The 24465-nt window shown below is 72.5% G+C and carries 24 protein-coding genes and 1 riboswitch; of the genes, 9 read left to right on the plus strand and 15 right to left on the minus strand.

The window, feature by feature from the left end; all coding sequences use genetic code 11:
• The 8 genes from EAD89_RS04450 to paaA all read right to left on the minus strand — a co-directional run.
• Positions 1-1000 (minus strand): cell wall anchor protein (locus tag EAD89_RS04450; RefSeq protein ID WP_121674836.1); only part of this gene is annotated, 1000 nt, incomplete at its 3' end.
• A gap of 456 nt (positions 1001-1456) precedes the next feature.
• On the minus strand, positions 1457-2647 hold the full coding sequence (gene mqnC, locus EAD89_RS04455; protein WP_121655469.1) for a cyclic dehypoxanthinyl futalosine synthase: 1191 nt from the start codon (positions 2645-2647) through the stop codon (positions 1457-1459).
• A gap of 78 nt (positions 2648-2725) precedes the next feature.
• Complete coding sequence (locus EAD89_RS04460) at positions 2726-3127, minus strand: hypothetical protein (protein ID WP_121655470.1); 402 nt, start codon at positions 3125-3127, stop codon at positions 2726-2728.
• Positions 3124-4233 carry a 1,2-phenylacetyl-CoA epoxidase subunit PaaE gene (paaE, locus tag EAD89_RS04465; RefSeq protein WP_121674837.1) on the minus strand — a complete coding sequence of 370 codons (1110 nt, stop codon included), beginning with the start codon at positions 4231-4233 and terminating at the stop codon, positions 3124-3126. Before paaE ends, EAD89_RS04460 begins: the two co-directional genes overlap by 4 nt.
• The gene (paaD, locus tag EAD89_RS04470; protein ID WP_121674838.1) at positions 4230-4706 is read right to left on the minus strand and encodes a 1,2-phenylacetyl-CoA epoxidase subunit PaaD; all 477 of its coding nucleotides are present in this window, start codon (positions 4704-4706) and stop codon (positions 4230-4232) included. The genes paaE and paaD overlap by 4 nt, the downstream gene beginning before the upstream one ends.
• Before the next feature lie 110 nt (positions 4707-4816).
• Complete coding sequence (gene paaC / locus EAD89_RS04475; protein WP_121674839.1) at positions 4817-5542, minus strand: 1,2-phenylacetyl-CoA epoxidase subunit PaaC; 726 nt, start codon at positions 5540-5542, stop codon at positions 4817-4819.
• A gap of 64 nt (positions 5543-5606) precedes the next feature.
• The gene (gene paaB / locus EAD89_RS04480; protein ID WP_121655474.1) at positions 5607-5888 is read right to left on the minus strand and encodes a 1,2-phenylacetyl-CoA epoxidase subunit PaaB; all 282 of its coding nucleotides are present in this window, start codon (positions 5886-5888) and stop codon (positions 5607-5609) included.
• Positions 5889-5902: 14 nt separating this feature from the next.
• Complete coding sequence (gene paaA / locus EAD89_RS04485; protein ID WP_121674840.1) at positions 5903-6970, minus strand: 1,2-phenylacetyl-CoA epoxidase subunit PaaA; 1068 nt, start codon at positions 6968-6970, stop codon at positions 5903-5905.
• Between the two features lie 372 nt (positions 6971-7342).
• Between paaA and EAD89_RS04490 the strand changes: the two genes are divergently transcribed.
• Together EAD89_RS04490 and EAD89_RS04495 are read left to right on the plus strand one after the other, a co-directional pair.
• Positions 7343-8332: a hypothetical protein gene (locus EAD89_RS04490; RefSeq protein ID WP_121655476.1), complete on the plus strand. Its 990-nt coding sequence runs from the start codon at positions 7343-7345 to the stop codon at positions 8330-8332.
• Positions 8332-9291, plus strand: coding sequence for a hypothetical protein (locus EAD89_RS04495; RefSeq protein ID WP_121674841.1), 960 nt, complete (start codon positions 8332-8334; stop codon positions 9289-9291). Before EAD89_RS04490 ends, EAD89_RS04495 begins: the two co-directional genes overlap by 1 nt.
• A gap of 50 nt (positions 9292-9341) precedes the next feature.
• Here EAD89_RS04495 and EAD89_RS04500 read toward each other — a convergent pair whose 3' ends face one another.
• The 3 genes from EAD89_RS04500 to EAD89_RS04510 are packed head-to-tail and all read right to left on the minus strand — an operon-like array spanning position 9342 to position 12129.
• Complete coding sequence (locus EAD89_RS04500; protein WP_121674842.1) at positions 9342-10193, minus strand: menaquinone biosynthetic enzyme MqnA/MqnD family protein; 852 nt, start codon at positions 10191-10193, stop codon at positions 9342-9344.
• The gene (locus tag EAD89_RS04505) at positions 10145-11515 is read right to left on the minus strand and encodes an MFS transporter (RefSeq protein WP_121674843.1); all 1371 of its coding nucleotides are present in this window, start codon (positions 11513-11515) and stop codon (positions 10145-10147) included. The genes EAD89_RS04500 and EAD89_RS04505 overlap by 49 nt, the downstream gene beginning before the upstream one ends.
• A 17-nt stretch (positions 11516-11532) precedes the next feature.
• On the minus strand, positions 11533-12129 hold the full coding sequence (locus EAD89_RS04510; protein ID WP_121674844.1) for a helix-turn-helix transcriptional regulator: 597 nt from the start codon (positions 12127-12129) through the stop codon (positions 11533-11535).
• 402 nt (positions 12130-12531) lie between these two features.
• Between EAD89_RS04510 and EAD89_RS04515 the strand changes: the two genes are divergently transcribed.
• Both EAD89_RS04515 and EAD89_RS04525 read left to right on the plus strand, forming a co-directional pair.
• Positions 12532-13782, plus strand: a complete 1251-nt coding sequence (locus EAD89_RS04515; protein ID WP_121674845.1) for an HNH endonuclease signature motif containing protein — start codon at positions 12532-12534, stop codon at positions 13780-13782.
• 811 nt (positions 13783-14593) lie between these two features.
• A complete protein-coding gene (locus EAD89_RS04525) occupies positions 14594-16879 on the plus strand; it encodes an AAA family ATPase (protein WP_233578184.1) in 2286 nt (761 codons plus the stop codon).
• On the opposite strand, the gene EAD89_RS04530 is transcribed toward EAD89_RS04525, so the two are convergent.
• Positions 16859-17464, minus strand: a complete 606-nt coding sequence (locus EAD89_RS04530; protein ID WP_121674846.1) for a hypothetical protein — start codon at positions 17462-17464, stop codon at positions 16859-16861. The two genes, EAD89_RS04525 and EAD89_RS04530, sit on opposite strands and share 21 nt — an antisense overlap.
• A gap of 181 nt (positions 17465-17645) precedes the next feature.
• On the opposite strand from EAD89_RS04530, the gene EAD89_RS04535 reads away from it, so the two are divergent.
• The 5 genes from EAD89_RS04535 (at position 17646) to EAD89_RS04555 (ending at position 21208) form a co-directional block, all read left to right on the plus strand.
• Positions 17646-18290, plus strand: a complete 645-nt coding sequence (locus EAD89_RS04535) for a transporter (RefSeq protein WP_121674847.1) — start codon at positions 17646-17648, stop codon at positions 18288-18290.
• The gene (locus EAD89_RS04540; RefSeq protein ID WP_121655483.1) at positions 18287-18598 is read left to right on the plus strand and encodes a transcriptional regulator; all 312 of its coding nucleotides are present in this window, start codon (positions 18287-18289) and stop codon (positions 18596-18598) included. The genes EAD89_RS04535 and EAD89_RS04540 overlap by 4 nt, the downstream gene beginning before the upstream one ends.
• Complete coding sequence (locus tag EAD89_RS04545; RefSeq protein WP_233578185.1) at positions 18595-19593, plus strand: ABC transporter ATP-binding protein; 999 nt, start codon at positions 18595-18597, stop codon at positions 19591-19593. The genes EAD89_RS04540 and EAD89_RS04545 overlap by 4 nt, the downstream gene beginning before the upstream one ends.
• A gap of 10 nt (positions 19594-19603) precedes the next feature.
• Entirely contained in the window at positions 19604-20341 is a 738-nt protein-coding gene (locus EAD89_RS04550) for an ABC transporter permease (RefSeq protein ID WP_121674848.1), read from the plus strand.
• A gap of 93 nt (positions 20342-20434) precedes the next feature.
• Positions 20435-21208 (plus strand): VOC family protein, encoded by a 774-nt coding sequence (locus tag EAD89_RS04555; protein ID WP_121655485.1) that lies wholly within the window; start codon positions 20435-20437, stop codon positions 21206-21208.
• 9 nt (positions 21209-21217) lie between these two features.
• On the opposite strand, the gene EAD89_RS04560 is transcribed toward EAD89_RS04555, so the two are convergent.
• The 3 genes from EAD89_RS04560 to EAD89_RS04570 all read right to left on the minus strand — a co-directional run bounded on the left by EAD89_RS04560 (position 21218) and on the right by EAD89_RS04570 (position 24133).
• Entirely contained in the window at positions 21218-21976 is a 759-nt protein-coding gene (locus EAD89_RS04560) for an ABC transporter ATP-binding protein (protein ID WP_121655489.1), read from the minus strand.
• A 44-nt stretch (positions 21977-22020) separates the two neighbouring features.
• Positions 22021-23118 (minus strand): iron ABC transporter permease, encoded by a 1098-nt coding sequence (locus EAD89_RS04565; RefSeq protein WP_121674851.1) that lies wholly within the window; start codon positions 23116-23118, stop codon positions 22021-22023.
• A gap of 79 nt (positions 23119-23197) precedes the next feature.
• Positions 23198-24133 (minus strand): ABC transporter substrate-binding protein, encoded by a 936-nt coding sequence (locus tag EAD89_RS04570; RefSeq protein ID WP_121674849.1) that lies wholly within the window; start codon positions 24131-24133, stop codon positions 23198-23200.
• Between the two features lie 111 nt (positions 24134-24244).
• A riboswitch (cobalamin riboswitch) is annotated at positions 24245-24310 on the minus strand.
• Positions 24311-24465: the final 155 nt, after the last annotated feature.

The following is a 24465-nucleotide window of genomic DNA, read 5'->3' on the forward strand; positions in this document are numbered from 1 at the left end:
GGGTCGGGGTGGGCTGCACGGTCAGGTCGACGAAGACGTCGAACTGTGCGCTGTTGTCGCCGTCGTCGGTCTCGGTGAACGTCCGGCGCTGCGTGCTGGTCGCCACCTGCGGCTGCTCCTCAGGGGTGCCCTGAGCGGCGTCCAGGCCGGCGGCGAAGAGGAAACCGGGCCGGAGCACCGGCTGGGTCACGTCCGCGCCGATCTTCACCCGCACGTCGGCGGTGTAGAACTGGCCCGGCTTCAACACCACGCCCGAGTCCTCGCAGTACGCGTTCGCCAGACCGTTCAGCGGCTGCTCCACGCAGCCCTCCGGCAGCTCGGCGAAGGTGACGCCGGCCGGCAGGGTGATCCCGTACGCCAAGCCGGTGGCCTTGCGGCTGCCGTCGTTGTACACCGCCCAGTCCAGCGGCGCGGTCGCGCCGAGCGCCACCGGCTTGCGGCCGGACTCGCCCGCCGTGTCGCCGTCCACCACCACGTCGGCGTAGACGTCCTGCACCCAGGTGGTCAGGTCGTAGCCGGGCTTGGCGACGGTGATGTCGTGCTCGACGGTGTTGTCGTCGAGGTTGGGGTCGGCGGTGGCCGAGCTGATGGTGACCACCAGCGTGCCGGCCTCCCCGCGACCTCCGGTGGAGAAGAGCGGGATGCCGAAGTCCTCGGTGGTGCCGGCGGCCAGGTCACCGAGAAGGCAGCTGAAGGTGGTGCCGGCGAACTCGCAACCGTCCCAGGCGAGCACACCGACCTTGCGGTTCAGACCCTTGGTCTCGACGGTGACCCGGACGTCCTTGGCATCGACGGTGCTGCGGGTGTTGTCGACCTGGAACTTGAACGGCTTGGCCTTGGCTTCCTTGACGCCCTTGGCGAGTTCGTAGCTCATCGGCACCAGGGCCAGATCGGCCTGGTCGGCGGCCTGCGCCGGGGCGGCCACGGTGGCCAGGCCACCGGCCGCGAGCAGGGCCACGACGCCGGCGCGGGCCAGTGCCGAGCGGTGGAACGCTGTCATCAGTCCCCCGGGGGTAGGGAAGAAAGAACGGTTGCGGAACGAGCGGACGTTATCGAAGGTCGATCTCCGGCGCCAGCGGGCGGGGCCGCTTTCATCCGTCCGGCCGGGAGCGAGCAGACGGTACGGGCGGAATGGTCACCCATCCCGCCCGTACCGCCGTGCGTTATGTGAACGGCCCGCACGGGCCGATGGAGGACTGTCTCGCGCCGTCGCGCGACCGCACCATCAGACCATCCGCCACCAGCACGGTCGTGCCGATTCCACCGATCCACGCCCCCGACGGTGACGACGGTCGGCGGTGTGGACCCCGGAGCGGCTGGCGAAGGGTATGACGCGGCACGCTAGCCGCGCACGATCATCTCCACCATCCCTGAAGGGCAGGGACCACCCGATCGCCGGGACGGCCGGGCGGGAGCATGAGCCCCGGTCAGCCGAACGGCCGGGCTTCGACCAGGGTCAGTTGACCTCGACCAGCGGCAGGGACCGGCCGGCGCCGCCGCCGGGCAGCGCGATCGAGGAGAAGTGCGAGACCACCCGGTCGTCGGTCGGGTCGTCGGCCGGGGTGTGGTGCACGGCGAGCCGGTTGTAGAGCGTGTCCCGCTGGGCGGGGATCCGGTCCGCGGAGCGGATCATGCCGATCAGCTCGTGCAGGTTGGAGCGGTGCCGCGCGCCGGCCGAGGAGATGACGTTCTCCTCCAGCATGATCGAGCCGAGGTCGTCCACGCCCATGTGCAGCGCGAGCTGCCCGACGTCCTTGCCGGTGGTCAGCCAGGACGCCTGGAGGTGCGGCACGGTCTCGAAGAAGAGCCGGGCCACCGCGACCAGTCGCAGGTATTCCAGCGTGGTCGCCTGGGTGCGGCCCTTGAGGTGGTTGTTCTCCGGCTGGTACGTCCACGGAATGAAGGACCGGAAGCCCCCGGTGCGGTCCTGCACGTCGCGGATCATGCGCAGGTGCTCGATCCGCTCCGCGTGCGTCTCGCCGGTGCCCATCATCATGGTGGCGGTCGACTCGATGCCCTGCCGGTGCGCCAGCTCCATGACCTCCAGCCAGCGCTCACCCGACTCCTTGAGCGGCGCGATGGCCCTGCGCGGCCGCTCGGGCAGCATCTCTGCGCCGGCGCCGGCGATCGAGTCCAGGCCGGCGGCCTTGATCCGGGCGATGGCCTCGTCCAGGCTCACGCCGGAGACCTTCGCCATGTGCAGGATCTCGCTCGGCCCGATGGAGTGGATGACCAGCTGCGGGTACGCCTGCTTGACCGAGGCGAACAACTCCTCGTAGTACTCCACGCCGTAGTCCGGGTGGTGCCCGCCCTGGAGCATCACCTGGGTCGCGCCCAGCTCGACGGCCTCGCCGCAGCGGCGCAGGATCTCCTCGGTCGGGTGCGTCCACCCCTCGCCGTGCTTCGGCGCACGGTAGAAGGCGCAGAACTTGCACGCCGTCACGCAGACGTTCGTGTAGTTGATGTTGCGGTCGATCAGGTAGGTGACGACGTTGTCCGGGTAGCGCCGCCGGCGCACCGCGTCCGCCGCCTCGCCCAACGCGTGGAAGGGCGCCTCGGTGTAGAGCAGCAGGGCCTCCTCGGGCGTGATCCGCCCGCCGTCCGCGCCACGCTGCAGGATGTCGTCGATCTCCCGGCTCACCGTCACGCCCCGAGCCTACGTCGCCTCGCCCGGCTCGACCGGGTGGCCCCGGCGAGGTGCGGCACGTCCCACAGCCGCCACCGGTCAGCTCTCGCGTACCTCGACCCGTACGCCGTAGCTGCTCCACAGCTCCGCCGCGAGCACCGGCCCCGCCCACGCCGGCACGTACGCCTCCCACCACGGCAGCTCGCGGCGCGCCGGCATCCGCTGCTCGGAGAGCACCGCCCGGAACCGCTCGTCCAGCTCGCGGACCTGTTCCCGGAACCAGCCCAGCTGCGGAAAGCCGTGCAACCGCTCGTCGGTCAGCACCCTCTCGATGCCGTGCCGGACGCCGAGGTCGAACCAGTACTCGTCGAGGTTGTCGTCGTAGCCCTCCTCGCAGAGCTCGACGACCTGCTCCCACCGCTCCACGTAGCCGGTCGGGCGCCTCCCCCCGGTGACCTCTGCGAACCGTTCGACGAACTCCCGGTCGTTCGGCGGTCTCACGCGTCGTAGTCGACCGTGAGCTTGTCGGTGGTCGGGCTCGACTGGCAGGTCAGGACGTAGCCGGCGGCCAGCTCGTCGGGCTCCAGCGCGTAGTTGCGCGCCATCGTGACCGCGCCGTCGACGACCTTCGCCTTGCAGGTCGAGCAGACACCGCCCTTGCAGGCGTACGGCAACTCGCCGCGGACCTTCAGCGCGGCGTCCAGCACCCGCTCCTCGCGACCCATCGTGAAACTCGACGACCGGCCGTCCAGCACGATGGTGACCTCGGCACCGACGCCCGCCTGATCGGAAGGGCGGCGCACCGGCTCCGGCGGCGCGTCGACGTGGAACAGCTCGGTGCGCACCGCCGACTCGGGCAGCCCCCGCTCGGTCAGCACGGCCCGGACGTCGACCACCATGCCGTACGGGCCGCAGAGGAACCACTCCTCGATGGCCTCGCCCGGCACGATCGTGTCCAGCAGACGGCCGAGCCGCTCGGCGTCGATCCGACCGGAAAGCAGCGGCGACTCGCCCTGCTCCCGGGACAGCACGTGCACCAGGTGCAGACGGGTGGGATACCGGTCCTTCAGGTCCGCCAACTCCTCGGCGAACATCACCGTGTTCGCCGTGCGGTTGCCGTACACCAGGGTGAAGGTGCTGGCCGGCTCGACGGCCAGGGCGGTCGCGACCAGCGCGAGCACCGGGGTGATGCCGGAACCGGCGACGACCGCGCCGTAGTGCCGCGCCCGGTCCGGCGCGAAGGCCGTGGTGAAGGTGCCCAACGGCGGCAGCACCTCGACCGTGTCGCCGCCGCGCAGCGCGCCGCAGGCGAACGCCGAGAACGCGCCGCCGGGAATCTCCCGCACCCCGATCCGCAGCCGGCCGTGCCGGGCCAGGTCGTCCGGTGTGGAGCAGATGGAGTACGAGCGGCGCACGTCCGTGCCGTCCTCGGTCACCCGTCGCACGGTGAGGTGCTGACCCGCGCGGAACGCGAACGTCTCCCGCAACTCGTCGGGTACGGCGAAGGTGACCGCCACGGCATCGTCGGTGAGCCGGTCGACGGCGGCGACCGCCAGCGGGTGGAAGACCGGCCGGCGACGCACCGGCCGGGAGATGGTGACTGTCACAGCGCCTTCAGGTGGTCGAAGGGTTCGGAGCAGGAACGGCAGCGCCACAGCGCCTTGCACGCGGTCGAGCCGAACCGGCTGACCTGCTCGGTCTCCGGCGAGCCGCAGTGCGGGCAGCGGACCGCGAGGGTCAGCGGCACCACGCCGGCGGCGGGCACCGGGGCCGGCGGGGCGATCCCGGCGGCGGCGAGCTTCGCCCGCCCGCTGTCGGAGATCCAGTCGGTGCTCCACGGTGGGCTGTAGACCGTGCGCACCTCGGCGTCCGGGTGACCGGCGACCGCCAGGGCCCGGCGGATGTCGGCGCGGATCACGTCCATCGCCGGGCAGCCGGTGTACGTCGGGGTGATGGTGACGGTGACCCGCCCGCTGGCCGGATCCTTCTCGACCGCGCGCAGGATGCCCAGCTCGTCGATGGTGATCACCCGGATCTCCGGGTCCACCACGCTCGCCGCGGCCGTCCTCGGATCGTTCACCGTGCCGCCGTCGTTCGCGACTGCGGGGCTCCGCTGCGCTGCACTCCTCGCGCTCACCATGCCGCCGTCGTTCGCGACTGCGGGGCTCCGCTGCGGTGCACTCCTCGCGCTCACCATTTCGCTCCGGGGTGGGCGCGGTGCAGCACCTGCATCTCGGCGAGCAGGTACGCCAGGTGCTCGGTGTGCACGCCCGTCCGCCCGCCGGCCGGCGCCCACCGACTCTCCGGCCGGGTGAGCGTCGCCTCGGCCAGCACCGCGTCGACGGTCTCGTCGAACGCCGACCGCAGGGTTGCCGGGTCGACCGGCGCGGCCGGGTCGGCGGCGAACAGCTCGTGGGTGTACGGCCAGATCTGGTCGACGGCCGCCTGCATCCGGCGGTGCGACTCCTCGGTGCCGTCGCCGAGCCGCTTCACCCACAACGCGCCGTGGTCCAGGTGGTACGCCGACTCCTTGCGCGCCTTGGCGCCGATCGCGGCCAGCCGCTCGTCCCGGCACCCGGCCAGCGCCGTGTACAGCGGCAGTTGGTACGCCGCCAGGAAGAACAACTTCGCCATGGTCACCGCGAAGTCGCCGTTCGGCAGCTCGACCAGGAGCACGTTGCGGAACTGGCGATCGTCGCGCAGGTACGCCAGCGCGTCCTCGTCCCGGCCGGCGCCCTCCAGCTCGCCCGCGTACGACAGCAGCAGGCGGGCGGCGCCGAGCTGGTCGAGGGCGATGTTGGCCAGCGCGATGTCCTCTTCCATCTCCGGCGCGCGAGTGGTCCACTCGGCCAGCCGTTGCGCGGCGATCAACGCGTCGTCGCCGAGGGCGAGGGTGAAATCGAAGGGGCCGTTCACGCCACCACCTCGCTCCGCTCGGCGGCGGCGCCGCTGAGCTGGCTGGTTCGCTCGCTCCGCTCGCTCACAGGTGGGCCACCCCGTCCGGGACCTCGTAGAAGGTGGGGTGGCGGTAGACCTTGTCGGCGGCCGGGTCGAAGAAGGCGTCCTTCTCGTCCGGGCTGGACGCGGTGATCGCGCCGGCCGGCACCACCCAGATCGACACGCCCTCCTGCCGTCGGGTGTAGAGGTCCCGGGCGTTACGCAGGGCCAGTTCGGCGTCGGGGGCGTGCAGGCTGCCGACGTGGGTGTGCGACAGCCCGCGCCGGGCCCGCACGAAGACCTCCCACAGCGGGGTCTGCTCCATGCTCGTTCGCTCGGTCACGCCGCCACCTTCTCCTTCTGCCCAGCCCGCTTGGCGGCGTACGCCGCGGCGGCCTCGCGTACCCATGCGCCCTCGGCGTGCGCGGCCCGGCGGCGCGCGATGCGCTCCCGGTTGCACGGCCCGTCGCCGGAGATGACCCGCATCAGCTCGTCGTAGTCCGGCTGGGTGTAGTCGTACGCCTGCCGCTCCTCGTTCCAGCGCAGGTCCTCGTCGGGGATGCGCAGCCCCAGAATCTCCGCCTGCTGGACGCACATGTCCACGAAGCGCTGGCGCAGATCGTCGTTGGAGAAGCGCTTGATCTTCCAGGCCATCGACTGCGCGGAGTGCGTGGAGTTGCCGTCCGGCGGGCCGAACATGGCCAGCGACGGGTACCACCAGCGGTCCACCGCGTCCTGGGCCATCGCCTGCTGCTCCGGGGTGCCGTGCGACAGGGTGTGCAGGATCTCGTAGCCCTGGCGCTGGTGGAACGACTCCTCCTTGCAGACCCGGATCATCGCCCGCGCGTACGGGCCGTAGGAGCAGCGGCACAGGGGCACCTGGTTGACGATCGCCGCGCCGTCCACGAGCCAGCCGATCGCGCCCATGTCGGCCCAGGTCAACGTGGGGTAGTTGAAGATCGAGCTGTACTTCTGCCGCCCGTCGAGCAGCAGCCGGACCAGCTCGTCCCGGCTGATGCCGAGGGTCTCGGCGGCGGCGTAGAGGTAGAGGCCGTGGCCCGCCTCGTCCTGCACCTTGGCCAGCAGGATCGCCTTGCGCTTGAGCGAGGGCGCCCGACTGATCCAGTTGCCCTCCGGCTGCATGCCGATGATCTCGGAGTGGGCGTGCTGGGCGATCTGCCGGATCAGCGTCTTGCGGTACGCGTCCGGCATCCAGTCGCGGGGCTCGATCTTCTGCTCCGCGTCGACCACCGCGGTGAAGTACGCCGCCAGGTCCTCGTCCGGCGCGGGTCCGCCGCGCCGTTGCCGCGCGGCTGCGGCGCGTAGCTCCGCCTCGGCTGCCTCGACCTCGCCGAGCAGGCCGCCGCCGGTTGCGTCGTCCGGGGCGGAGAAGTCATTGCCATACATGAGGACAAGTGTTACAGCTTGCGCCCCGATGCACCAGGGGGTGTAACAGGAAACCCGAGTCACCTTCGGTCACCGGTGGGCGCTTCCGTCTCACGCAGGGCGACCGTGTCGGCTATGACTTGGCTCACTGAGCAAAGATGAAACCTCCTAGAAGCCGCATACCGGCGCGACATCCCACCTTTATCGCGCATTGCCAGGTGTCGGGCTCTGGCGGTCGGGCGGTCCGGACGTAGACTTCTGCCGGTCACACGATCGGCTGCCCAGAATCGCCGTCTCCACAGAGGCCATCTCCCCCGGCCTCGGCGATCGCACCGGTCGCCCCGGACAACAAGCCGGTCCCCCCGGCCCTGACATCTGGAGCTCACCCAACTCATGCGATCCCGCGTGATCATGGTGTTCGCCGTCGTGGCGGTCCTGCTCGGTGGCGTTCTGCTGGTCCCCGCCGCGTACGCCCGGCTCGCCGGCGACGACGGCAGCGCAGGCGGCGGTGGCGGCGCCGAGAGCGTCGCCGCGCCCTCGCCCACCCCACCGCCTCCGCCCACGCTGGCCGCCGGCCCGGTGTCGGTGGCCTTCAAGGGCGAGTTCTTCTCGTGGGCGTTGCTGGACCGGAAGACCGGCAAGATCTCCGGGTCGTCGAACATGACGGCGACCAGCTCCACCGAGTCGATGATCAAGGCCTGGATCGTGTCCGACTACCTGCGCCAACTGGGCGACAAGGAGCCGAGCGCGGGGTTGAAGGAGGCGGCCCGGCTGGCGATCATCGACAGCAACGACGGCGCGGCCAACAAGGTCCACGCCGCCGCGGGCGGCTCGTACAAGGCGTCGAAGAGCAGCAAACCCGACGCGGTGATCCAGCGGGCGATCACGATCTGCGGGCTGACCGACACCAAGCGCGGCAACGTCGAGCCCTACACCGGCTACTGGAGCTTCACCCGGATGTCCCCCCGCGACGCGGTCCGGCTCGGCGACTGCATCGCCGACGGCAAGGCCGCCGGCCAGAAGTGGACCAAGTGGGTGCTGGATCAGATGAGCAAGGTTCGAGGCACCACCGCGACGAAGGATCAGAAGCGCGAGTCCGGGGGCGGGCGCTGGGGGATCATCAACGGCCTGCCGAAGTCGATCACCAGTCAGGGGCCGGTCAGCATCAAGAACGGTTGGACCCAGCTCAACTACGACGGCAACTGGCACGTCAACTGCCTCGCGGTCAACGCCAAGTGGAGCCTCGCGGTGATGCTGCGCTACCCGACCAAGTACGGGCTGGACTACGGCGCGCAGGTCTGCGCCAGCGTGGCCACCCAGCTGGTCACCCCGCAGCCCGGCGCCGCGCTGAAGGTGCCGCAGCAGCCGGTCGGGAAGCTCTGATGGCCGGCAACCGTCGTGCCGACCGACGCGGCGGCGGCGAGGCGTCCCCGCTGCGGCTGGTCGCGGTCGCGGTCATCCTTATCGGGCTGGTCCTGGTGTCGCTGCGACTGCTGCCCGGGTCGCCGTTCGAGTCCAGTGCCGCCGCACGCTGGGGCGACCCCGGCAGCGCGACGAACGGCCGGTCCACCGGTACGCCCACCGACCGCAGCGCCCGCCAGCCGGCGCCGACACCGAGCCCCACCCCCTCCCTGGAGTCGCTGCCGTTCCAGGCCAAGGACCTCAAGCTCGACATCGAGGGCTGGTACTCCTGGAGCGTGCTCGACCGCCGCACCGGGAAGATCATCGGCTCCAAGAACATGGACGAGACCAGCACGACCGCTTCGATGATCAAATCGTGGATCGTCGCCGACTACCTGCGGCGCACGGCCGACGCCGGCGACACCCCGAGCGACGCGAAGCTCTCCGACGCGACGCGGATCATCCGGGACAGCGACAACACGCGGGCCGAGCAGTTCTACAACTCGGTCGGCCGCGCCGCCTCGATCCGGCGGCTGCTCACCATGTGCAAGCTGACCGACAGCGGCGTCGCCCCCGACGGTGGCTGGAGCCGGACGGCGCTCTCCCCCCGGGACACCGCCCGGCTGGGCAACTGCATCGCCGACGGCACCGCCGCCGGACCGAAGTGGACCAAGTGGCTGCTCAACGAGATGAAGCTGGTGCGCGGCGCCGGTGACTTCGGCATCCGCAAGGCGTTCCCGGCCGCCCAGCAGAAGCAGATCGCCATCAAGAACGGGTGGATCGACCGGACCAGGGAGCAGGAGATGCACATCAACTGCCTGGCCATCGGCGACACCTGGACGATGGGCGTGATGGTCAAGTACCCGATCAACATGGGCTACGACTACGGCATGAAGAACTGCGAGAAGATCACCGAGGCGCTGCTCCGCCCCGGCGTCTGACCCACGCCCCACCGCCGCGCCGGGCGGGCTGACTCAACCCGCTCGGCGGCTCAGCCGGCGAAGAACTCCGGGCCACCGTCCGGCAGCGCGGGCGCCTCGCCGATCGCGGCGGCCCGGCGGGCCCACTCGCGCAGCCCGGCGATCTGCCGGTCGCCGAGCGAGAAGTCCAGGGTCCGGAAGTACGTGGCCAGCGTCGCGGCGTCGAACGTCTCCCACCGCGCCGCCGCCTCGGCCACCTGGTCGAGCTCGTTCAGGCAGAGGTCACGCGAGCGCAGGAACGCCTCGTGCACCTCCTTGACCAGACCCGGGTGGGCGGCGGCGAAGTCACGGCGGACAGCCCAGACGGCGAAGACCATCGGCAGTCCGGTCCACTCGCGCCACGCCTGCCCGAGGTCGGTGACGGTGAGGCCACGTTGCGGCGCCTCGTAGAGCGCCCGCAGTGCCACGTCACCGATCAGCACCCCGGCGTCGGCCTCCAGCAGCATCTGGGTCAGGTCCGGCGGGCAGCGGAAGTAGTCGGGCCGCACGTCGTACCGCTCGGCGAGCAGCAGCTGAGCCAGCAGCACCCCGGTCCGCGAGGTCGAGCCGAGCGCCACCCGTGCGCCGTCCAGCTCGGCGAGGGGACGGGTGGAGACGACGTTGACCGAGAGCACCGGCCCGTCGCTGCCTACAGCGAGGTCCGGCAGGAGCAGCAACTCGTCGGCGTGCCGCAGATACTCCAGCAGCGAGATCGGGCCGATGTCCAGGTCACCGGCCACCAGCGCGGCGTTCAACCGGTCCGGCGAATCCTTGTGCAGGTCGACGTCGAGCAGGGCACCGGACCGCATCAGGCCCCAGTAGATCGGCAGACAGTTCAGGAACTGGATGTGCCCGACCCGGGGACGTGCGATGCGCTCAGCCATGACCCGACCGTATCGCCGGCTTCCGGCTTCGGCTCGGCGGGCCCGTCCGGAGTGGCCAAGCCCGCATCCGCGTCGGCGGGCCGCGGCTGTCGTACACCCGGGTCACCGGGTGACGGCCGGCGTACGGCCCGGGCGACAACCGGCACGAAGATCAGCACCACCAGGATCCCCGCGACGCCGGCGCCGGCGATCAGTGGCCGGGGCGGGACGGCCGTGAGCAGCGCGCCGCCGACCAGAAAACCGGCCATCGAGCCGCCCTGCACCGCCGCGCCGTAACTGGCGTACGCCCGGGCCCGCATCGCCTCCGGCACCCGGCGAGCGGTGAGCAGGTTGGCGAAGACGTTCTCGCCGCCGTTGGCCGCGCCCGCCACCAGCCAGAGCGGCACCAGCAGGCCCGCACCCGGGACCATCGCGGCGAGCAGCACCATCAGGCTGCAAGCGGCCAGGGTGACCAGCACCCCACGGATCAACGCGGCATCGTCGCCGAGTCGGTTCGCGAGCCGGGCGGCCAGCCAGCCACCGGGCAGCATGCCGGCCATCCAGGCGGCACTGACCAGCCCGTAGGTCGTCGGCGAGCCGTTCAGGGTCTCCCGGATGAAGAAGACCTCGATCACGTTGATGCCGCCGATCGCCGCGATCACCACCGCGGTGCTCACCACCATGACGAGCATCAGCGGGTCGCGGCGCAGCCGCCAGGCGGTGGCCGTACCGCGTGGGTCCGCCGGGGTGACCACCGCGGTGGTCCGCCGGCCACCGCGCCGCGTCCGCAGCAGCAGGCCGGCGACCACCAGCGCCAGGTAGGTCGCGGCGTCGAGCAGCAGCGGTACGCGGGTGCCGAACTGCCCCACCAGCAGCCCGGCCAGCACCGGGCCGCCGAGCGCGCCGAGGGAGACCGCGGTTTGACTGATCGCGCTCGCCCTCGGCAGGTCGCGCGAGCGGACCATCGCCGGCAACAGCGCCGCCAGGCAGGGCTGGGTCACCGCGAGCCCGCAGGCGAGCAGTGCGACGAGCCCGACCACCAGCACCGGGTGATCGGCGAGGGCGAGCAGCGCACAGATCGCGGCCTGGGCCAGCCCGACGGTCACCAGCAGGGTGCGGCTGTCCACCCGGTCGGCGAGTCGGCCGGCGAGCGGGGCCAGCACCACCAGGGGCAGGGTGGCGGCGAGCAGCAGCCCGGACACGGCGAGCCCGCCGGCGCCGGCGCCCTGGAGCGCCAGCGCGAGCGCGGTGGCGGCGAGGAAGTCACCGCATATCGTGATGCCCCGCGCGGTGGCGGCGAGCCAGACGTCCGGCCAGCGCGACTCGACAACTGTGAAGGACATACTTCGAAAATATTCCTTCACATCGTGCGGTACGGCAACGGCACCACGTGGTACTGCACCGAGACGGCTCGCGCCCCCGCCGGCGGATCGGTCCGGCGGTTCCGCTGGCGGTACGGCTCCAACACCGCCGAGACCGCCTCGTTCACCCCGGCCATCTCCTCCGCGGTGAGCAGCAGCAGGATGTCGCTGAAGAGCGCCACGTCGTACCACTCGGCCGGCTCCTCCCCGGCGCGCCGCGACCAGTCCCGGGCCCGTTCCATGTCCCGAGCCGCATGCGCCTCCACCAGCGCCTGCTCGGCCGCACGCCCGTCCGGACCGGCATCGCGACCCGCGTCGGCCATCCAGTTGGAACTGAACGTGCGCCACACCCGCTCGCGCGCGTCCCCCCGGCTCGGCGCCTGCTCGATCAGGCCGAACTTCGCCAGCGCCCGCAGGTGGTAACTCGTCGCGCTCGGCGACAGCCCGGCGATCTCCGCGCACTCGGTGGCGGTCCCGCCATCATCGCGGCTGCTCAGGTATTCCATGATCGCGATCCGGGCCGGATGGGCCAACGCCCGCATCACCTGCGGGTCGCTGATCGTCATCCGGCGCGGCTCGGGGCGGGCCTCGGTCATGCCCCCATGATCCCGGCCAGCGAAGCGAGCCGCCATCACCCCCGTGGTCCACCCGGATCGCACCCGCGCCGTCGGTGACCTGCGCGGCTCGGCGGCGGCGGCGCGCACGGCTCGTCAGTGGCCTGCGCGGCTCGTCAATGGCGTGTACGACTCGTCGGTGGCGAGACGAACGGCCCGTCAGTGGCCCGCGCGGCTCGTCAATTGCGTGCACGGCTCGTCGGTGGCGAGACGAACGGCCCGTCAGTGGCCCGCGCGGCTCGCCGGCAGCCGCGCAGCCCGTCGGTGGCCTGCGCGGTTACCGGAACACCGATCGCGGCAGCATGGAGAGATTGAGGGCGATCAGGGTGCCGGGTCAGCGATCAAGGCCGAGAAAGTGTCGTACATGTGTTCTATTGTGGATCCATGTTGGGGGTGTTGGCGCAGGCGGACGACGCCATCGACGACTGCGCCGCGACCTCCCTCTGGGCACTTCCCGACGACGAGTTGCTCGCGTCGCTCGACGCGACGCACGCGGTGGCGCAGCGGCTGGCCGCCGTGCAGCTCGGGCTGGTCCGCGAGCTGGACGCCCGCGGCCTCGCGGTCGCCCGGGGCGCCTCGTCCACCGCCGTCTGGCTGCGGGAGCGGCTGAGGCTCTCCGGTCGATCCGCCCGGCAGTTGGTCCAGCTCGCCGCCACCGTCGACGCCGCGCCGACCGCGGTGCGCGAGGCCATGCTCACCGGTGCCGTCACCGTCGAGCAGGGTCGGGTGGTGGCGGAAACGGTCGCCACTCTCCCCGCTGAGGCGGGGCCGGAGGTGGCCGAGAAGGCCACCCAACTGCTCATCGGCTGGGCCGACCGGTTCGACCCGGCGATCCTGCGCCGGCTCGGGGAGCGCGTGCTCACCCACGTCGCACCGGACCTGGCCGACCAGGCCGAGCTGGCGGCCCTGGAACGGGCCACCGAGCGCGCCGAGGCCCGCCGGCACGTCACCCTCTCCGAGCAACAGGACGGGCAGGTACGCCTCAGCGGCAGCCTCGACACCGAAACCGCGAGCCTGCTGCGCGAGGCGATCGATCCGCTCTCCGCACCGACCGGTGAACACGACGACCGCAGCCCCGGCCAGCGCCGGGCGGACGCGCTCGGCGAGATATGTCGGCTGGCACTGCGTACCGGTCACCTGCCGGACAGCGGCGGGGACCGACCGCAGCTCGTGGTGACCGTCTCGCTGGACGCGCTGGTCAACGGCGTGCGGGCGGGCACCCTGGAGACCGGGGCGCAGCTCACGCCGGGCGCGGTCCGCCGGCTGGCCTGCGACGCCGCCGTGTTGCCGGCCGTGCTGGGCGGCAACAGCCAGGTCCTGGACGTCGGACGTCAACGCCGCCTCTTCACCGGGCCACTGCGCCGCGCACTCGTGCTGCGGGACGGCGGCTGCGCCTTCCCCGGTTGCGATCGACCATCCCGATGGTGCGACGGTCACCACGTCCGGCACTGGGCCGACGGCGGCGCGACGGCGCTGGGCAATGCCGTTCTGCTGTGCGGCCACCATCACCGGCTCATTCATCAGGGCGACTGGACGGTCCGCATCTCGGCCGACGGCCAGCCCGACTTCCTCCCGCCCCGCTGGCTCGACCCAGACCGTACGCCGCGCCGCAACCTCTACCACCGGCGCTGCTGACGGCGAGGAAGCATCCTGAGCCGTGCTCGCACGGATCGAGCACAGCGCCGCCACGGCCCTGCGCGCCACGCCGCCGGGGCCACACGTCCGGCCCGGCGCCGCAGCGCCGCGCACCATTGCCGGAAGGGTCCGGCACGATGCCGTGCCTGCGTGCCCGCGCATCGCCGCTCCCGCTGCACCACCCCCTCGCCGCAGCGCCCCATCGCGAGAAGGGTCCGGCACGAGGCCGCGCCTCTACGCCCGCGCGAACCGCCGCTCCCGCCGTGCCACCCCCCTCGCCACAGCGCGGCACCCATCGCCAAAAGGATCCGGCACGACGCCGTGCCTTCAGGCCCGCGCGAACCGCCACTCCCACCGCGCCACAGCGCCGCGCCCCACCGCCAGAAGGGTCCGGCGCGACGCGACGCTATGCCGAAGGCCCGCGAGAACCTCCACTCCCGCCGCGCCACACCCTTGATCCCGCGCACACACCTTGACGTCGCGCCACACCCTCGACGTCGCGCCACACCTTGATGCCGGGCCGTCAGCGCCACAACGTCCGGTCCCACGGCACAGCGCCGCACCTACCGCGCCGCACCTCCGACACGCCGTATCGCTGCGTCCCCGGCCACGCCGGTCGTGCCGCCACGCCGTCTCTGTCGGGTGGTCGCGTCGGTAATTCGGTGGAAGGACCGGGCGTGGGAGCGTAGGGTTGCAGGCCGCTTGACGGCCGAGGTGAGCTGCACCGGAACGGACGTCCCCGCGCCGGGCGGCCGGCCATCCGCCCCCGGACACGCGAGCGCGCAGCAGATGTGAACGATGGGACGTCAGCATGCCCGCACTCGATCTCGACACCCACCTCGACAGGGATCTGGCCGCCGAGCGCGCACACCTGGCCACCTCGCGGGAGGCGCTACGGCGGATGCGGGAGCGGGCCGAGGCCCTCTTCGCCACCGGAGACCAGGTGGCCGGCGACGCCTACGCCGCGGAGACGCTCGGCCGCACGCTGTCCCGTCGGGTGGCCGAACTGGCCGACGACCCGACCACACCGCTCTTCTTCGGCCGCCTCGACTTCTCCGGGAGCACGGTCAGTGGAGTCGGCGAGGGCGCCTCGGACGCGAGCGCGAGCGCCGGGTCGGGCACGACCGACGCCACCGGCACGACCGACGCCACCAGCACGACGGGCACAACCGCCACCACCGGCACAACCGCCACCACCGAAACAACCAGCGCGAACACGACCAACGCGAACACGACCAACGCGAACACGACCAGCACGAACACGACCAGCGCGAACACGACCAGCAGCGTCGGTGATCATGAGGGTCGGCGGTACCACGTCGGGCGGCGGCATGTCAGTGACGAGCTGGGCGAGCCGTTGGTGCTGGACTGGCGGGCGCCGGTCTCGCGGTCGTTCTACCGGGCCAGCGCGCGGGATCCGCAGGGGGTGGCGGTCCGGCGGCGGTTCGGGTTCAGCAACGGGGTGCTGACCAGCTTCGAGGACGAGCGACTCGACCGGGGCGAGGAGCTGGGCACGACCAGCCGGATCCTCACCGCGGAAATCGAGCGGCCGCGCGTCGGGCCGATGCGGGACATCGTCGCCACCATCCAGCCGGAGCAGGACGAGCTGGTCCGGGCCGACCTGGCCGACTCGATCTGCGTGCAGGGCGCGCCGGGCACCGGGAAGACGGCCGTCGGCCTGCACCGGGCCGCGTACCTGCTCTACCTGCACCGGGAGCGGTTGCGACGGGCGGGTGTGCTGATCGTCGGGCCGAACCGGGCGTTCCTGTCGTACATCGCGGCGGTGTTGCCGGCACTGGGTGAGGTTGAGGTCGAGCAGGCGACGGTGGAGGAGTTGATCTCGCGGGTGCCGGTCCGGGCGGTCGACCCGCCGGCGGTCGCGGCGCTCAAGCACGACGTACGGATGGCCAGCGTGCTGCACCGCGCGCTGCAGGCACAGATCGGCGCGCCGACTGACTCGATCACCGTGTCGGACGGCTCGTTCCGGTGGCGGATCGGGCTGGAGCCGTTGCACCGGATCGTCGAGGAGACCCGCCGGGAGGGGCTGCCGTACGGCACCGGCCGGGAGCGGGTCCGGGCGCGGGTGGTGAGCCTGCTGCAACGGCAGGCCGAGGCGCGGCGGGCGGAGTCGCCCAGCGACGCCTGGCTGCGCCGGATGGGTCGATGCCGGCCGGTGATCGACTTCCTGGACGCGGTCTGGCCGGCGCTCACCCCCGAGGGGCTGGTACACGGGCTGCTGGCGGACCCGGGGCGGCTCGCCGCCGCGGCGGACGGGTTGCTCAGCGACACCGAGCAGGCGCTGCTGACCTGGGCGAAGCCGGCCCGTACGCCGAAGGCGACCCGCTGGACCGCCGCCGACGCGGTGCTGATCGATGAGGCGACGGGGCTGCTGGAACGGCCATCCGGGTTCGGGCACGTGGTGGTGGACGAGGCGCAGGACCTCTCGCCGATGCAGTGCCGGGCCATCGCCCGGCGCAGCGAGCACGGCTCGGTCACGCTCCTCGGTGACCTCGCGCAGGGCACCGCGCCGTGGGCGGCGACCGACTGGAAGGAGTCGCTGGCCCACCTGGGCAAGCCGGACGCGGTGGTGGTGCCGCTGACGGTCGGCTTCCGGGTGCCCGCCGCGGTGGTCGCGTTCGCCAACCGGCTGCTGCCGGCGCTCGCGGTGAACGTACCCCCGGCGGAGTCGCTGCGCCGCGACGGCGGCCTGGACGTGCGTACCGTGACGGACCTGACCGCCGCGACGGTGGCCGAGGTGCGGGCGGCGCTCGCGCACGACGGCTCGGTCGGTGTGATCGCCGCGGACGACGCGGTCGACGGGCTGCGCGCGGCGCTGGCCGCCGCCGGTGTCCCGACCGCGAGCGCCGACGACGTGGCCGACGCGGAGCGGGTCACCGTGGTGCCCGCGACGCTGGTCAAGGGCCTGGAGTACGACCACGTGGTGGTGGTCGAGCCGGCCGCGATCGTCGCGGCCGAGCCACGGGGGCTGCACCGGCTGTACGTGGTGCTCACCCGAGCGGTGTCCCGGCTCGCGGTGGTGCACCACGAGCCGCTGCCCGCGCCGCTTCTGAACTGGTCAGCGGCCGGAGAGGGCTGAGGCGATCGCACGCAGCGGCTTGCCGGGCTCGGCGATCGGCACCGTGAACGCCAGCCACGAGCCGTCGGTGAACTCCACCCGGAGTCGCTTCGGGTTGAGCCGGTGCCAACCCACCCGGGCGTCCGCCACGGCGGCCCGGGGCGCCGACCAGACGACCCGGGTACCGGCCACCGCGCGCTCGTCGTCGGCGCGGCTCGACCAGAGCTTCACCGGCCCGGACGCGCACACCAGCAACCGTCGGTCGGTGACGGCGAGGACCGTGTCGTCGAGGGTGATTGCCGGAGGCACCGGTCGCCGCGAGTGTTGCAGCGTCGAGGCGAGCGAGCCCGGGGCTCCGCGACCGGCCACGCCGTGGGTGAGGCGGTCGACGATCCGGTCCGCCGCCGGGAACGAGATCAACGGCGAGATCAGGTTGAGCAGGACCCCACCGATGCCGGCACCGGCCCCGGAGGCCTGCGGACGCTCGGCGTCGGGTGGATCGGGCGGCAGGGCGCCCTGGGCGATCTCCGTCTTCGCGACGGCGAGCACCTGTTCCCCCGGCTCGACGAGCTGGGTCAGCCGTTCCTGGTAGCTGATGTCCGCCATCGGCTCAGTATCGGTCCGGGTGGTCGGTGACCGGTGGCCGGTCGGCCCGCGCCGGGCGCGTCGCTGATCAGCCCGCGCCGGCCCCGGCCCGCCGCTCCGAATCCTCGCCCACCAGGGCACGGACCCGGGCGGCGGCGTCGGGGGTCACACCACTTCGACTTTGTGGTTTAAAGTTCTCTGTGTGCACCCCGACGACGATCCGCCTCCCGCCGACGCCGCGACGGCACTCCAGCTGATCCGTAAGCAGCGAGGGGCGACCGCACGTCGACTCGATCCCGATGCCCGTCTGCTCTACTGGCCGTGGGGAGTCGCCTGGCTGGTCGGCTTCGGGCTGTTCTTCCTCCGGTTCTCCCCCGGCGAGCGAGAGCTGCTCCGGCTGCCGAGCTGGCTGCCGCTGACCGTCCTCTTCGCTCTGCTGCTGGCGGCCGCCGCGGTCCAGGGAGCGGCCAGGGAGCGGGCCCACGACCAGGTGACCGGTGACTCTGCTCGGCGTGGGCGCTGGTACGGGTGCGCCTGGGGCCTGGGATCCGTGAGCGTCTACGCGGGCCTGGTTCGGATCAGCGAGCACCTGCCCCACGACCTGGCGGCGCTGCTCTGGTCGGCGACCGCCGCCGGGCTGATCGGCGCGCTGCAGATGGCCGGCGCGGCGATCTGGCTGGACCGGCCCCTGTTCGGGCTGGGCGTCTGGATCAGCGTGATCAACCTGGTGGGCACGATCGCCGGGCCGGGTTGGCACGCGCTGGTCGTGGCGGTGGCCGGCAGCGGCGGGATCCTGGTCGCCGGCGCACTCGCCCGACGGCGGCAGCGAGAGCGGCACCAGCCGTGACCGAGTTGGATCCGGTGATCCACGCGCAGGCCCGGCTACGGGTGGTCGCCAGCCTCTCCGCCCTCGGCGACGGCGACATGATCGCGTTCCCCCGGTTGCAGGAGCTGCTCGCGATGACCGCCGGCAACCTCTCCGTGCACCTGCGCAAGCTCGAGGACGCCGGCTACGTCGAGGTCAGCAAGACACACCGTGGACGCACCCCGGCCACCCTGATCCGGCTCAGCCGGCGGGGCCGGCTTGCGTTCGAGGAGTACACCGAGGCCATTCGCACCCTGCTCGACCCCACCCCGACGAAGGAGCAGTCATGATCCTCGCCCGCGCCGACCAGGCCAGCCGCCGGTACGGCGACGTCCTCGCCCTCGACCGCGTCGATGTGGAAGTCCGGGCCGGTGAGCTGGTCGGCCTGCTCGGCCCGAACGGCGCCGGCAAGAGCACCCTGATGAACCTGCTGGTCGGTCTGCGTCGCCCCAGCTCGGGACGGGTCGAGCTGTTCGGCGGCGATCCCCGCGACCCGGCGTCCCGCCGACAGATCGGGGTCACCCCGCAGGAGACCGGCCTGCCGGGCACGCTGCGCGTCGGTGAGGTCGTCGACTTCGTCTCCGCGCACTACCCGGACCCGGTGCCCCGGGGAGAACTGCTCGACCGCTTCGGCCTGGGCGACCTCGCCCGGCGGCAGACCGGCGGCCTCTCCGGCGGGCAGCGCCGCCGGCTGGCGGTGGCGCTGGCGTTCGTCGGCCGGCCCCGGCTGGTGCTGCTCGACGAGCCGACCACCGGTCTGGACGTGGCCGCGCGGCACACCCTCTGGGACGCCATCCGGGCGTTCCACGACGACGGCGGGACCGTGCTGTTGAGCAGCCACTACCTGGAGGAGGTGGAGGCGCTGGCCCGCCGGGTCGTGGTGATCGGGCAGGGGCGGGTGCTCGCCGACGACACGGTGGACGCGGTGCGCGGCATCGTCGGCGTACGCCGGGTCAGCCTGGTCGCCGCCGACCTGCCCGAGCTGCCCGGCGTGGTCCGCACCGAACGGATCGACGGCCGGTTGCACCTGCTCACCACCGACGCCGACCAGCTGGTCCGGTCGCTGGTCACCGCCGGGACCGCCTTCACCGACCTCGAGGTCCGGCCCACCTCGCTGGAGGAGGCGTTCCTCGCCATCACCAACAGCAGCGAGCCCACGGCCGCAAGCCAGCCCACCGCCGCAAGCCGGCCCACCATCGGGGGCCAGCCCACCACCGGGGACCAGCCCTCCACCGGGGACCAGCCCTCCACCGCCGCTGCCGGCGGCCGACCGACCACCGCCTGAGGAGGCGACCGTGCAGCTCGCCCTGGTCCACGCCCGCTACCAGCTCCTGGAGATCATCCGGATTCCGGTGGCCGTCTTCGGCAGCGCCTTCTTCCCGGCCGCCGCGATGATCTTCTTTGTGGTGCCGTTCGCCGGCGACGATCCGGCCGGCGCCACCTTCGCCACCGCGTCGATGGTCACCTTCTCGGTGATGAGCGCCAACATCTTCCAGTACGGCGTCGGTGTCGCCGAGGACCGCGACCAGCCGTGGAATCCGTACACCCGGACCCTGCCGGCCGGGCCGGCACCCCGCTTCACCGGCCGCGTGCTGGCCGGCCTGGCGCTGACGTACCTCTCGCTGATCCCGGTCGTGGTGATCGGCGCGACGCTGACCGCGGCCCGGATCACCCCGGCGGCGTTCCTGCTGACCGCCGGCACGGTGGCCGTCATCTCGGTGCCGTTCACGCTGATGGGGCTCGCCATCGGCTACTCGCTGCCGAGCAAGGCGGCGATCGTGGTCGCGCAGGTGGTCTTCCTGCCGCTCGCGTTCGGCGGCGGTCTGCTCTCCGCTCCGGGCGAGGCGCCCGGCTTCATCGAGACGATCGCGCCGTTCCTGCCCACCCGGGGGGCTGCCGAACTGATGTGGTCGGCGGTGGGTGACTACCGCATCGAGCCGCTGTCGGTGATCATGCTCGGCGTCTGGGTGGTGCTGCTCGCAGCGCTCGCGGGCTGGGCGTACCGGCGGGACGAGGGTCGCCGGTTCAGCTGACGATTCGTCCGTTTCCGCCCCGGGCCGCGGCGGGACGGTGCCAGGATTCCGGCAGGGGGCCGTCGTGGCCGCCGGGCCGAGAGGGGTCTTGACGTGAGCACCGTCCCGCCGGGTACGCCCTGCTGGGCCGACCTGGCCACCCCGGACCTGACCGACGCGCGGCGTTTCTATCCGGAGCTGTTCGGGTGGACCGGCCGGGTGACGCCGGAGCCCGAGGCGGGTGGCTACACCGTCTTCCTGCTCGACGGGCGGGCCGTGGCCGGGGCCGGGCCGCCGGCGATCCCGGACCAGGTGCCGATCTGGTCGACGTACCTCGCCACCGACGACGCGGAACTGGTCGCCGGCCGGGTCGAGCGGGCCGGCGGGCAGGTCGTGGTGCCGCCGTTCGAGGTCTTCGACCGGGGCCGGATGGCGGTCTTCGCCGATCCGGCCGGCGCCACGTTCAGCGTCTGGCAACCGCTGGCGATGCCCGGGGCCGAGGTGTTCAACGTGCCGGGCGCGCTGAGCTGGACGGAACTGGTCACCCCGGACCCGGAGGGCGCGAAGGTCTTCTACGAGCTGGTGTTCGGCTGGCAGCCGGACGACCAGATGGTCGGTGGGATGACGTACACCGGGTGGCGGCTCGGAACGCAGATCGTCGCCGGCATGATGCCGCCGTTCGCCGACGACTTCCCGGCCGACCTGCCGGCGTACTGGACGGTGTACTTCGCGGTGGCCGACGCGGACGCCGCCGCCGCCCGGGCCGCCGAACTCGGCGGGACCATCCTGGTGCCGCCCCGGGACAACCCGGCGGGCCGGTTCGCCGCCCTGCGCGACCCCCAGGGGGCCCTCTTCTCCGTCATCGACCTCGGCCCGGACGGGGACTGACCGCCCGGCTCAGCGGCGGCGCACGGGGACGACGAGGGGTCCGTGGGTGCCGGGGACGACCCGGACGCTGGCCCGGTAGTGGGTGGCGAGCAGGTGCTCGGTCAGCACCTCCTGCGGGCTCCCGACAGCCACCACCCGGCCGTCGGCGAGCAGCACCATCCGGTCGGCGTACTCGCCGGCCAGGGAGAGGTCGTGCATGGTGGCGAGCACGGTGAGGCCGTGCTCGCGGCGCAACTGGTCGACCAGCTCCAGCACCTCCTGCTGGTGGCCGATGTCCAGCGCGCTGGTCGGCTCGTCGAGCAGCAGCAGCGTCGCGCCTTGAGCCAGCGCCCGGGCGAGGAACACCCGCTGGCGTTCGCCGCCCGAGAGGGTGGCCAGCTCCCGGCGGTGGAAGCCGGTGAGGTCCAACCGGTCGAGCACGTCGTGCACGGCGGCCACGTCCGCGGCGGACTCCCGGCCCAGTGGCGGGATGTAGGGGGTGCGGCCGAGCAGCACGTAGTCGAGCACCGACATGCCGGGCGGCACCACCGGGGACTGGGCCACCGTGGCCACCACCCGGGCCCGGTCGCGGCGGCGCAGCTCGGCGCTCGGCGTACCGAACAGGGAGATCGCCCCCGGCGCGGGCAGCAAGCCGCCGACGGCGCGCAGCAGGGTCGACTTGCCGGCGCCGTTCGGACCGATCACGGTGACCCACTCGCCGGCGGCGACGGTGAGGTCGACGCCGGTGAGGATCGGTGCGCGGTCCAGGCTGACGTGCAGCCCCCGCACCTCGACCGCCGGCGCGCCGGCCGGGCCGGCGGCGGGTTCGGGGGTCACGTGAGCACCCGCCGGGCGGTACGCAGCACGAGCACGAAGAACGGGCCGCCGAGCAGGGCGGTGACCACCCCGATCGGAATCTCGGCCGGCGCGGCGGCGGTGCGGGCCACCACGTCGGTCAGCGCCAGGAAGGCCGCGCCGAAGAGCATCGACAGCGGCAGGATCACCCGGTAGCTCGCCCCGGCGAGCAGCCGGACGGTGTGCGGCACGATGATGCCGACGAAGCCGATCAGGCCGGTCGCGGAGACCGCCGCGGCGGTGCCCAGCGAGGCGGCCGCGATCAGCAGGTAGCGGGAGCGCTGCGGGTGCAGCCCGAGGCTCTTCGCCTCGTCGTCGCCGACCGCGAGGACGTCCAGCTCGCGGCGGTGCAGCAGCACCACCACGGTGGTCAGCGCGGCGTACGGGAGCACCAGCAGCACGTCGTGCCAGCCGGCGGTGGCCAGCCGGCCGAGCAGCCAGGAGTAGACCGGCTGGATGCTGTCGGAGTGCCGTTGCAGCAGGTACGTCTGGCCGGCGGAGAGGAACGCGGAGACCGCCACCCCGGCCAGGATCAGCATCGCCGGCGACCGGCTCCGCCCGCCGGCGCCACCGAGCAGGTAGGTCATCGTCACGGCGAACAGCGAGCCGGCGAACGCGGCCAACGGGATGGTCATCGGCAGCCCGGTGATCGCGCCCTGCCGGCCGACACCGCCGAGGGCGATCACCGCGGTGACCGCGAGCCCGGCGCCGGCGGCCACGCCGAGCAGGTACGGGTCGGCCAGCGGGTTGCGGAACACGCCCTGGTAGCAGCCGCCGGCCAGGGCGAGCAGCCCGCCGACGAGCAGGCCCAGCACCACCCGGGGAAGCCGCAGCTCGGTGACGATGGCGATCTCCCGCTCCGTCAGCCCGCTCTCCAGGTGCACCCCGGGAATCAGGTTGAGCAGCTCGGCGGCGACGCTGCCCGGCGGCAGGCTGATCGGGCCGAGCGACACCCCGGCGATCAGCGCGAGGAGCACCGCGAAAACGCCGGCGACGAGCCAGCGCCTGCGCAGCCCGGCGGGCCGCGACGCGGGTGGCGTCGCGGCCGGCCGGGTGGGTGGCGCCGGGGTGGCCACCAGCGGCGTCCCGGTCACCGAGCCTTCTTCCGTTGCTCGCGAAGCCGGCTCACTCCTCGCGCTCACCGACGGACGACGGTCACGCGGGCACCTTGGCGACCGCGTCGATGATCACTCGGAGCAGGTCCACGACCCGCGGACCCCAGCGTGAGGCGATGTCGTCGTCCAGCGCGACCACCTGGTTGTTCTTCACCGCGTTCAGCCCGGCCCAGCCGCTGCGCGCCTTGACCGAGTCGGCGTTCTGCTGGCAGCACTTGGAGTCGGCCAGGAAGACGAAGTCCGGGTTGGCCTTGACGATGAACTCCTGGGACAGCTGCGGGTAGCCACCGCTCTTGCCGTCCGCGTCGGCCGGGTCCGCGATGTTGGTCAGACCGACCTGGCTGTAGAGCGAGCCCATGAAGGTCTTGCTGGTCACGCTGTACAGCTCCGGGCCCAGCTCGTGGTAGTAGGTGAGCTTCTCGGCGCGCTGCGGCAGGTCCTTGACCAGCTTGGCGATGTCGTCCTTCATCCGGCTGGTGACGTCGGTCGCCTGGTCGGCGTGCCCGGTCAGCGTGCCCAACTCGGTGAGCTGCCGGTACGAGTCGTCCAGGGTGACCGCCGCGGGCGTGAGGTAGACCGGAATCTTCAGCTTGCCGAGCTGGTCGACGATCTTGTTGGTGTCGTTGGCGAGCACCACCAGGTCGGGGCTCTTCGCGGCGATCGCCTCGGCGTTCGGCTGGAAGCCGGACAGGTCGCTCTTGGGCGCGTCGGCCGGGTAGTTGGACTGGTCGTCCACCGCGCTCACCTGCGGGCCCGCACCGATGGCGAAGAGCATCTCGGTGGCGGTGGGCGAGAGCGAGACGATCTTCTCGGGGCGCTTGTCGAGGGTCAGGGAGCCGACCGTCACCGGGTAGGTGACCGTCGCGGAGCTGCCGCCGGCGGCCGGCTCGTCGGCGGTCTTCTCCGCGCACGCGCCGAGGGCGAGTGCGGCGACCGCGAGGGTCGCGGCGAAGAGCCGGGGGGTACGTCTGGACATGGGGCCTCCTGTCGGTCGAGGAGTGTGGTGCTTCGCCGACAGGGACTTTCGTACGCCCGCCCACGAGGCGCCCTTCCTCGAGAGCGCGTGTCGCGACCCATCCGCAGGCGACCTGGCTCGTCCCCGCCGTCAGGGCGGGGCATCACAGTTGCGGGACAGCGCCGGGCTCGCACCGGCTTCGCTGCGGAGTGGTCGCTAAGACGGTAGCGCACCGCCGGGACGTGCCGGATCGATCAAGCACGGATCGCCGCAGGTCGATCACCTCGGCCCCGAAAGGTGGGGCGAGATGACCGACCGACGGCGATTTGTCGCGCATCGCGGGGGTCGGGGGC

The organism is Micromonospora sp. BL4, from assembly GCF_003667505.1.
Classification (GTDB): domain Bacteria; phylum Actinomycetota; class Actinomycetes; order Mycobacteriales; family Micromonosporaceae; genus Micromonospora.

What these genes read in the sequence shown, in the direction of transcription:
- paaB (WP_121655474.1), bottom strand. Translation starts at nt 5,888, where the DNA reads ATGGAGCAGACCCCGCTGTGGGAGGTCTTCGTGCGGGCCCGGCGCGGG.
- paaA (WP_121674840.1), bottom strand. Translation starts at nt 6,970, where the DNA reads ATGTATGGCAATGACTTCTCCGCCCCGGACGACGCAACCGGCGGCGGC.
- EAD89_RS04490 (WP_121655476.1), top strand. Translation starts at nt 7,343, where the DNA reads ATGCGATCCCGCGTGATCATGGTGTTCGCCGTCGTGGCGGTCCTGCTC.
- EAD89_RS04495 (WP_121674841.1), top strand. Translation starts at nt 8,332, where the DNA reads ATGGCCGGCAACCGTCGTGCCGACCGACGCGGCGGCGGCGAGGCGTCC.
- EAD89_RS04500 (WP_121674842.1), bottom strand. Translation starts at nt 10,193, where the DNA reads ATGGCTGAGCGCATCGCACGTCCCCGGGTCGGGCACATCCAGTTCCTG.
- EAD89_RS04505 (WP_121674843.1), bottom strand. Translation starts at nt 11,515, where the DNA reads ATGTCCTTCACAGTTGTCGAGTCGCGCTGGCCGGACGTCTGGCTCGCC.
- EAD89_RS04510 (WP_121674844.1), bottom strand. Translation starts at nt 12,129, where the DNA reads ATGACCGAGGCCCGCCCCGAGCCGCGCCGGATGACGATCAGCGACCCG.
- EAD89_RS04515 (WP_121674845.1), top strand. Translation starts at nt 12,532, where the DNA reads ATGTTGGGGGTGTTGGCGCAGGCGGACGACGCCATCGACGACTGCGCC.
- EAD89_RS04525 (WP_233578184.1), top strand. Translation starts at nt 14,594, where the DNA reads ATGCCCGCACTCGATCTCGACACCCACCTCGACAGGGATCTGGCCGCC.
- EAD89_RS04530 (WP_121674846.1), bottom strand. Translation starts at nt 17,464, where the DNA reads ATGGCGGACATCAGCTACCAGGAACGGCTGACCCAGCTCGTCGAGCCG.
- EAD89_RS04545 (WP_233578185.1), top strand. Translation starts at nt 18,595, where the DNA reads ATGATCCTCGCCCGCGCCGACCAGGCCAGCCGCCGGTACGGCGACGTC.
- EAD89_RS04570 (WP_121674849.1), bottom strand. Translation starts at nt 24,133, where the DNA reads ATGTCCAGACGTACCCCCCGGCTCTTCGCCGCGACCCTCGCGGTCGCC.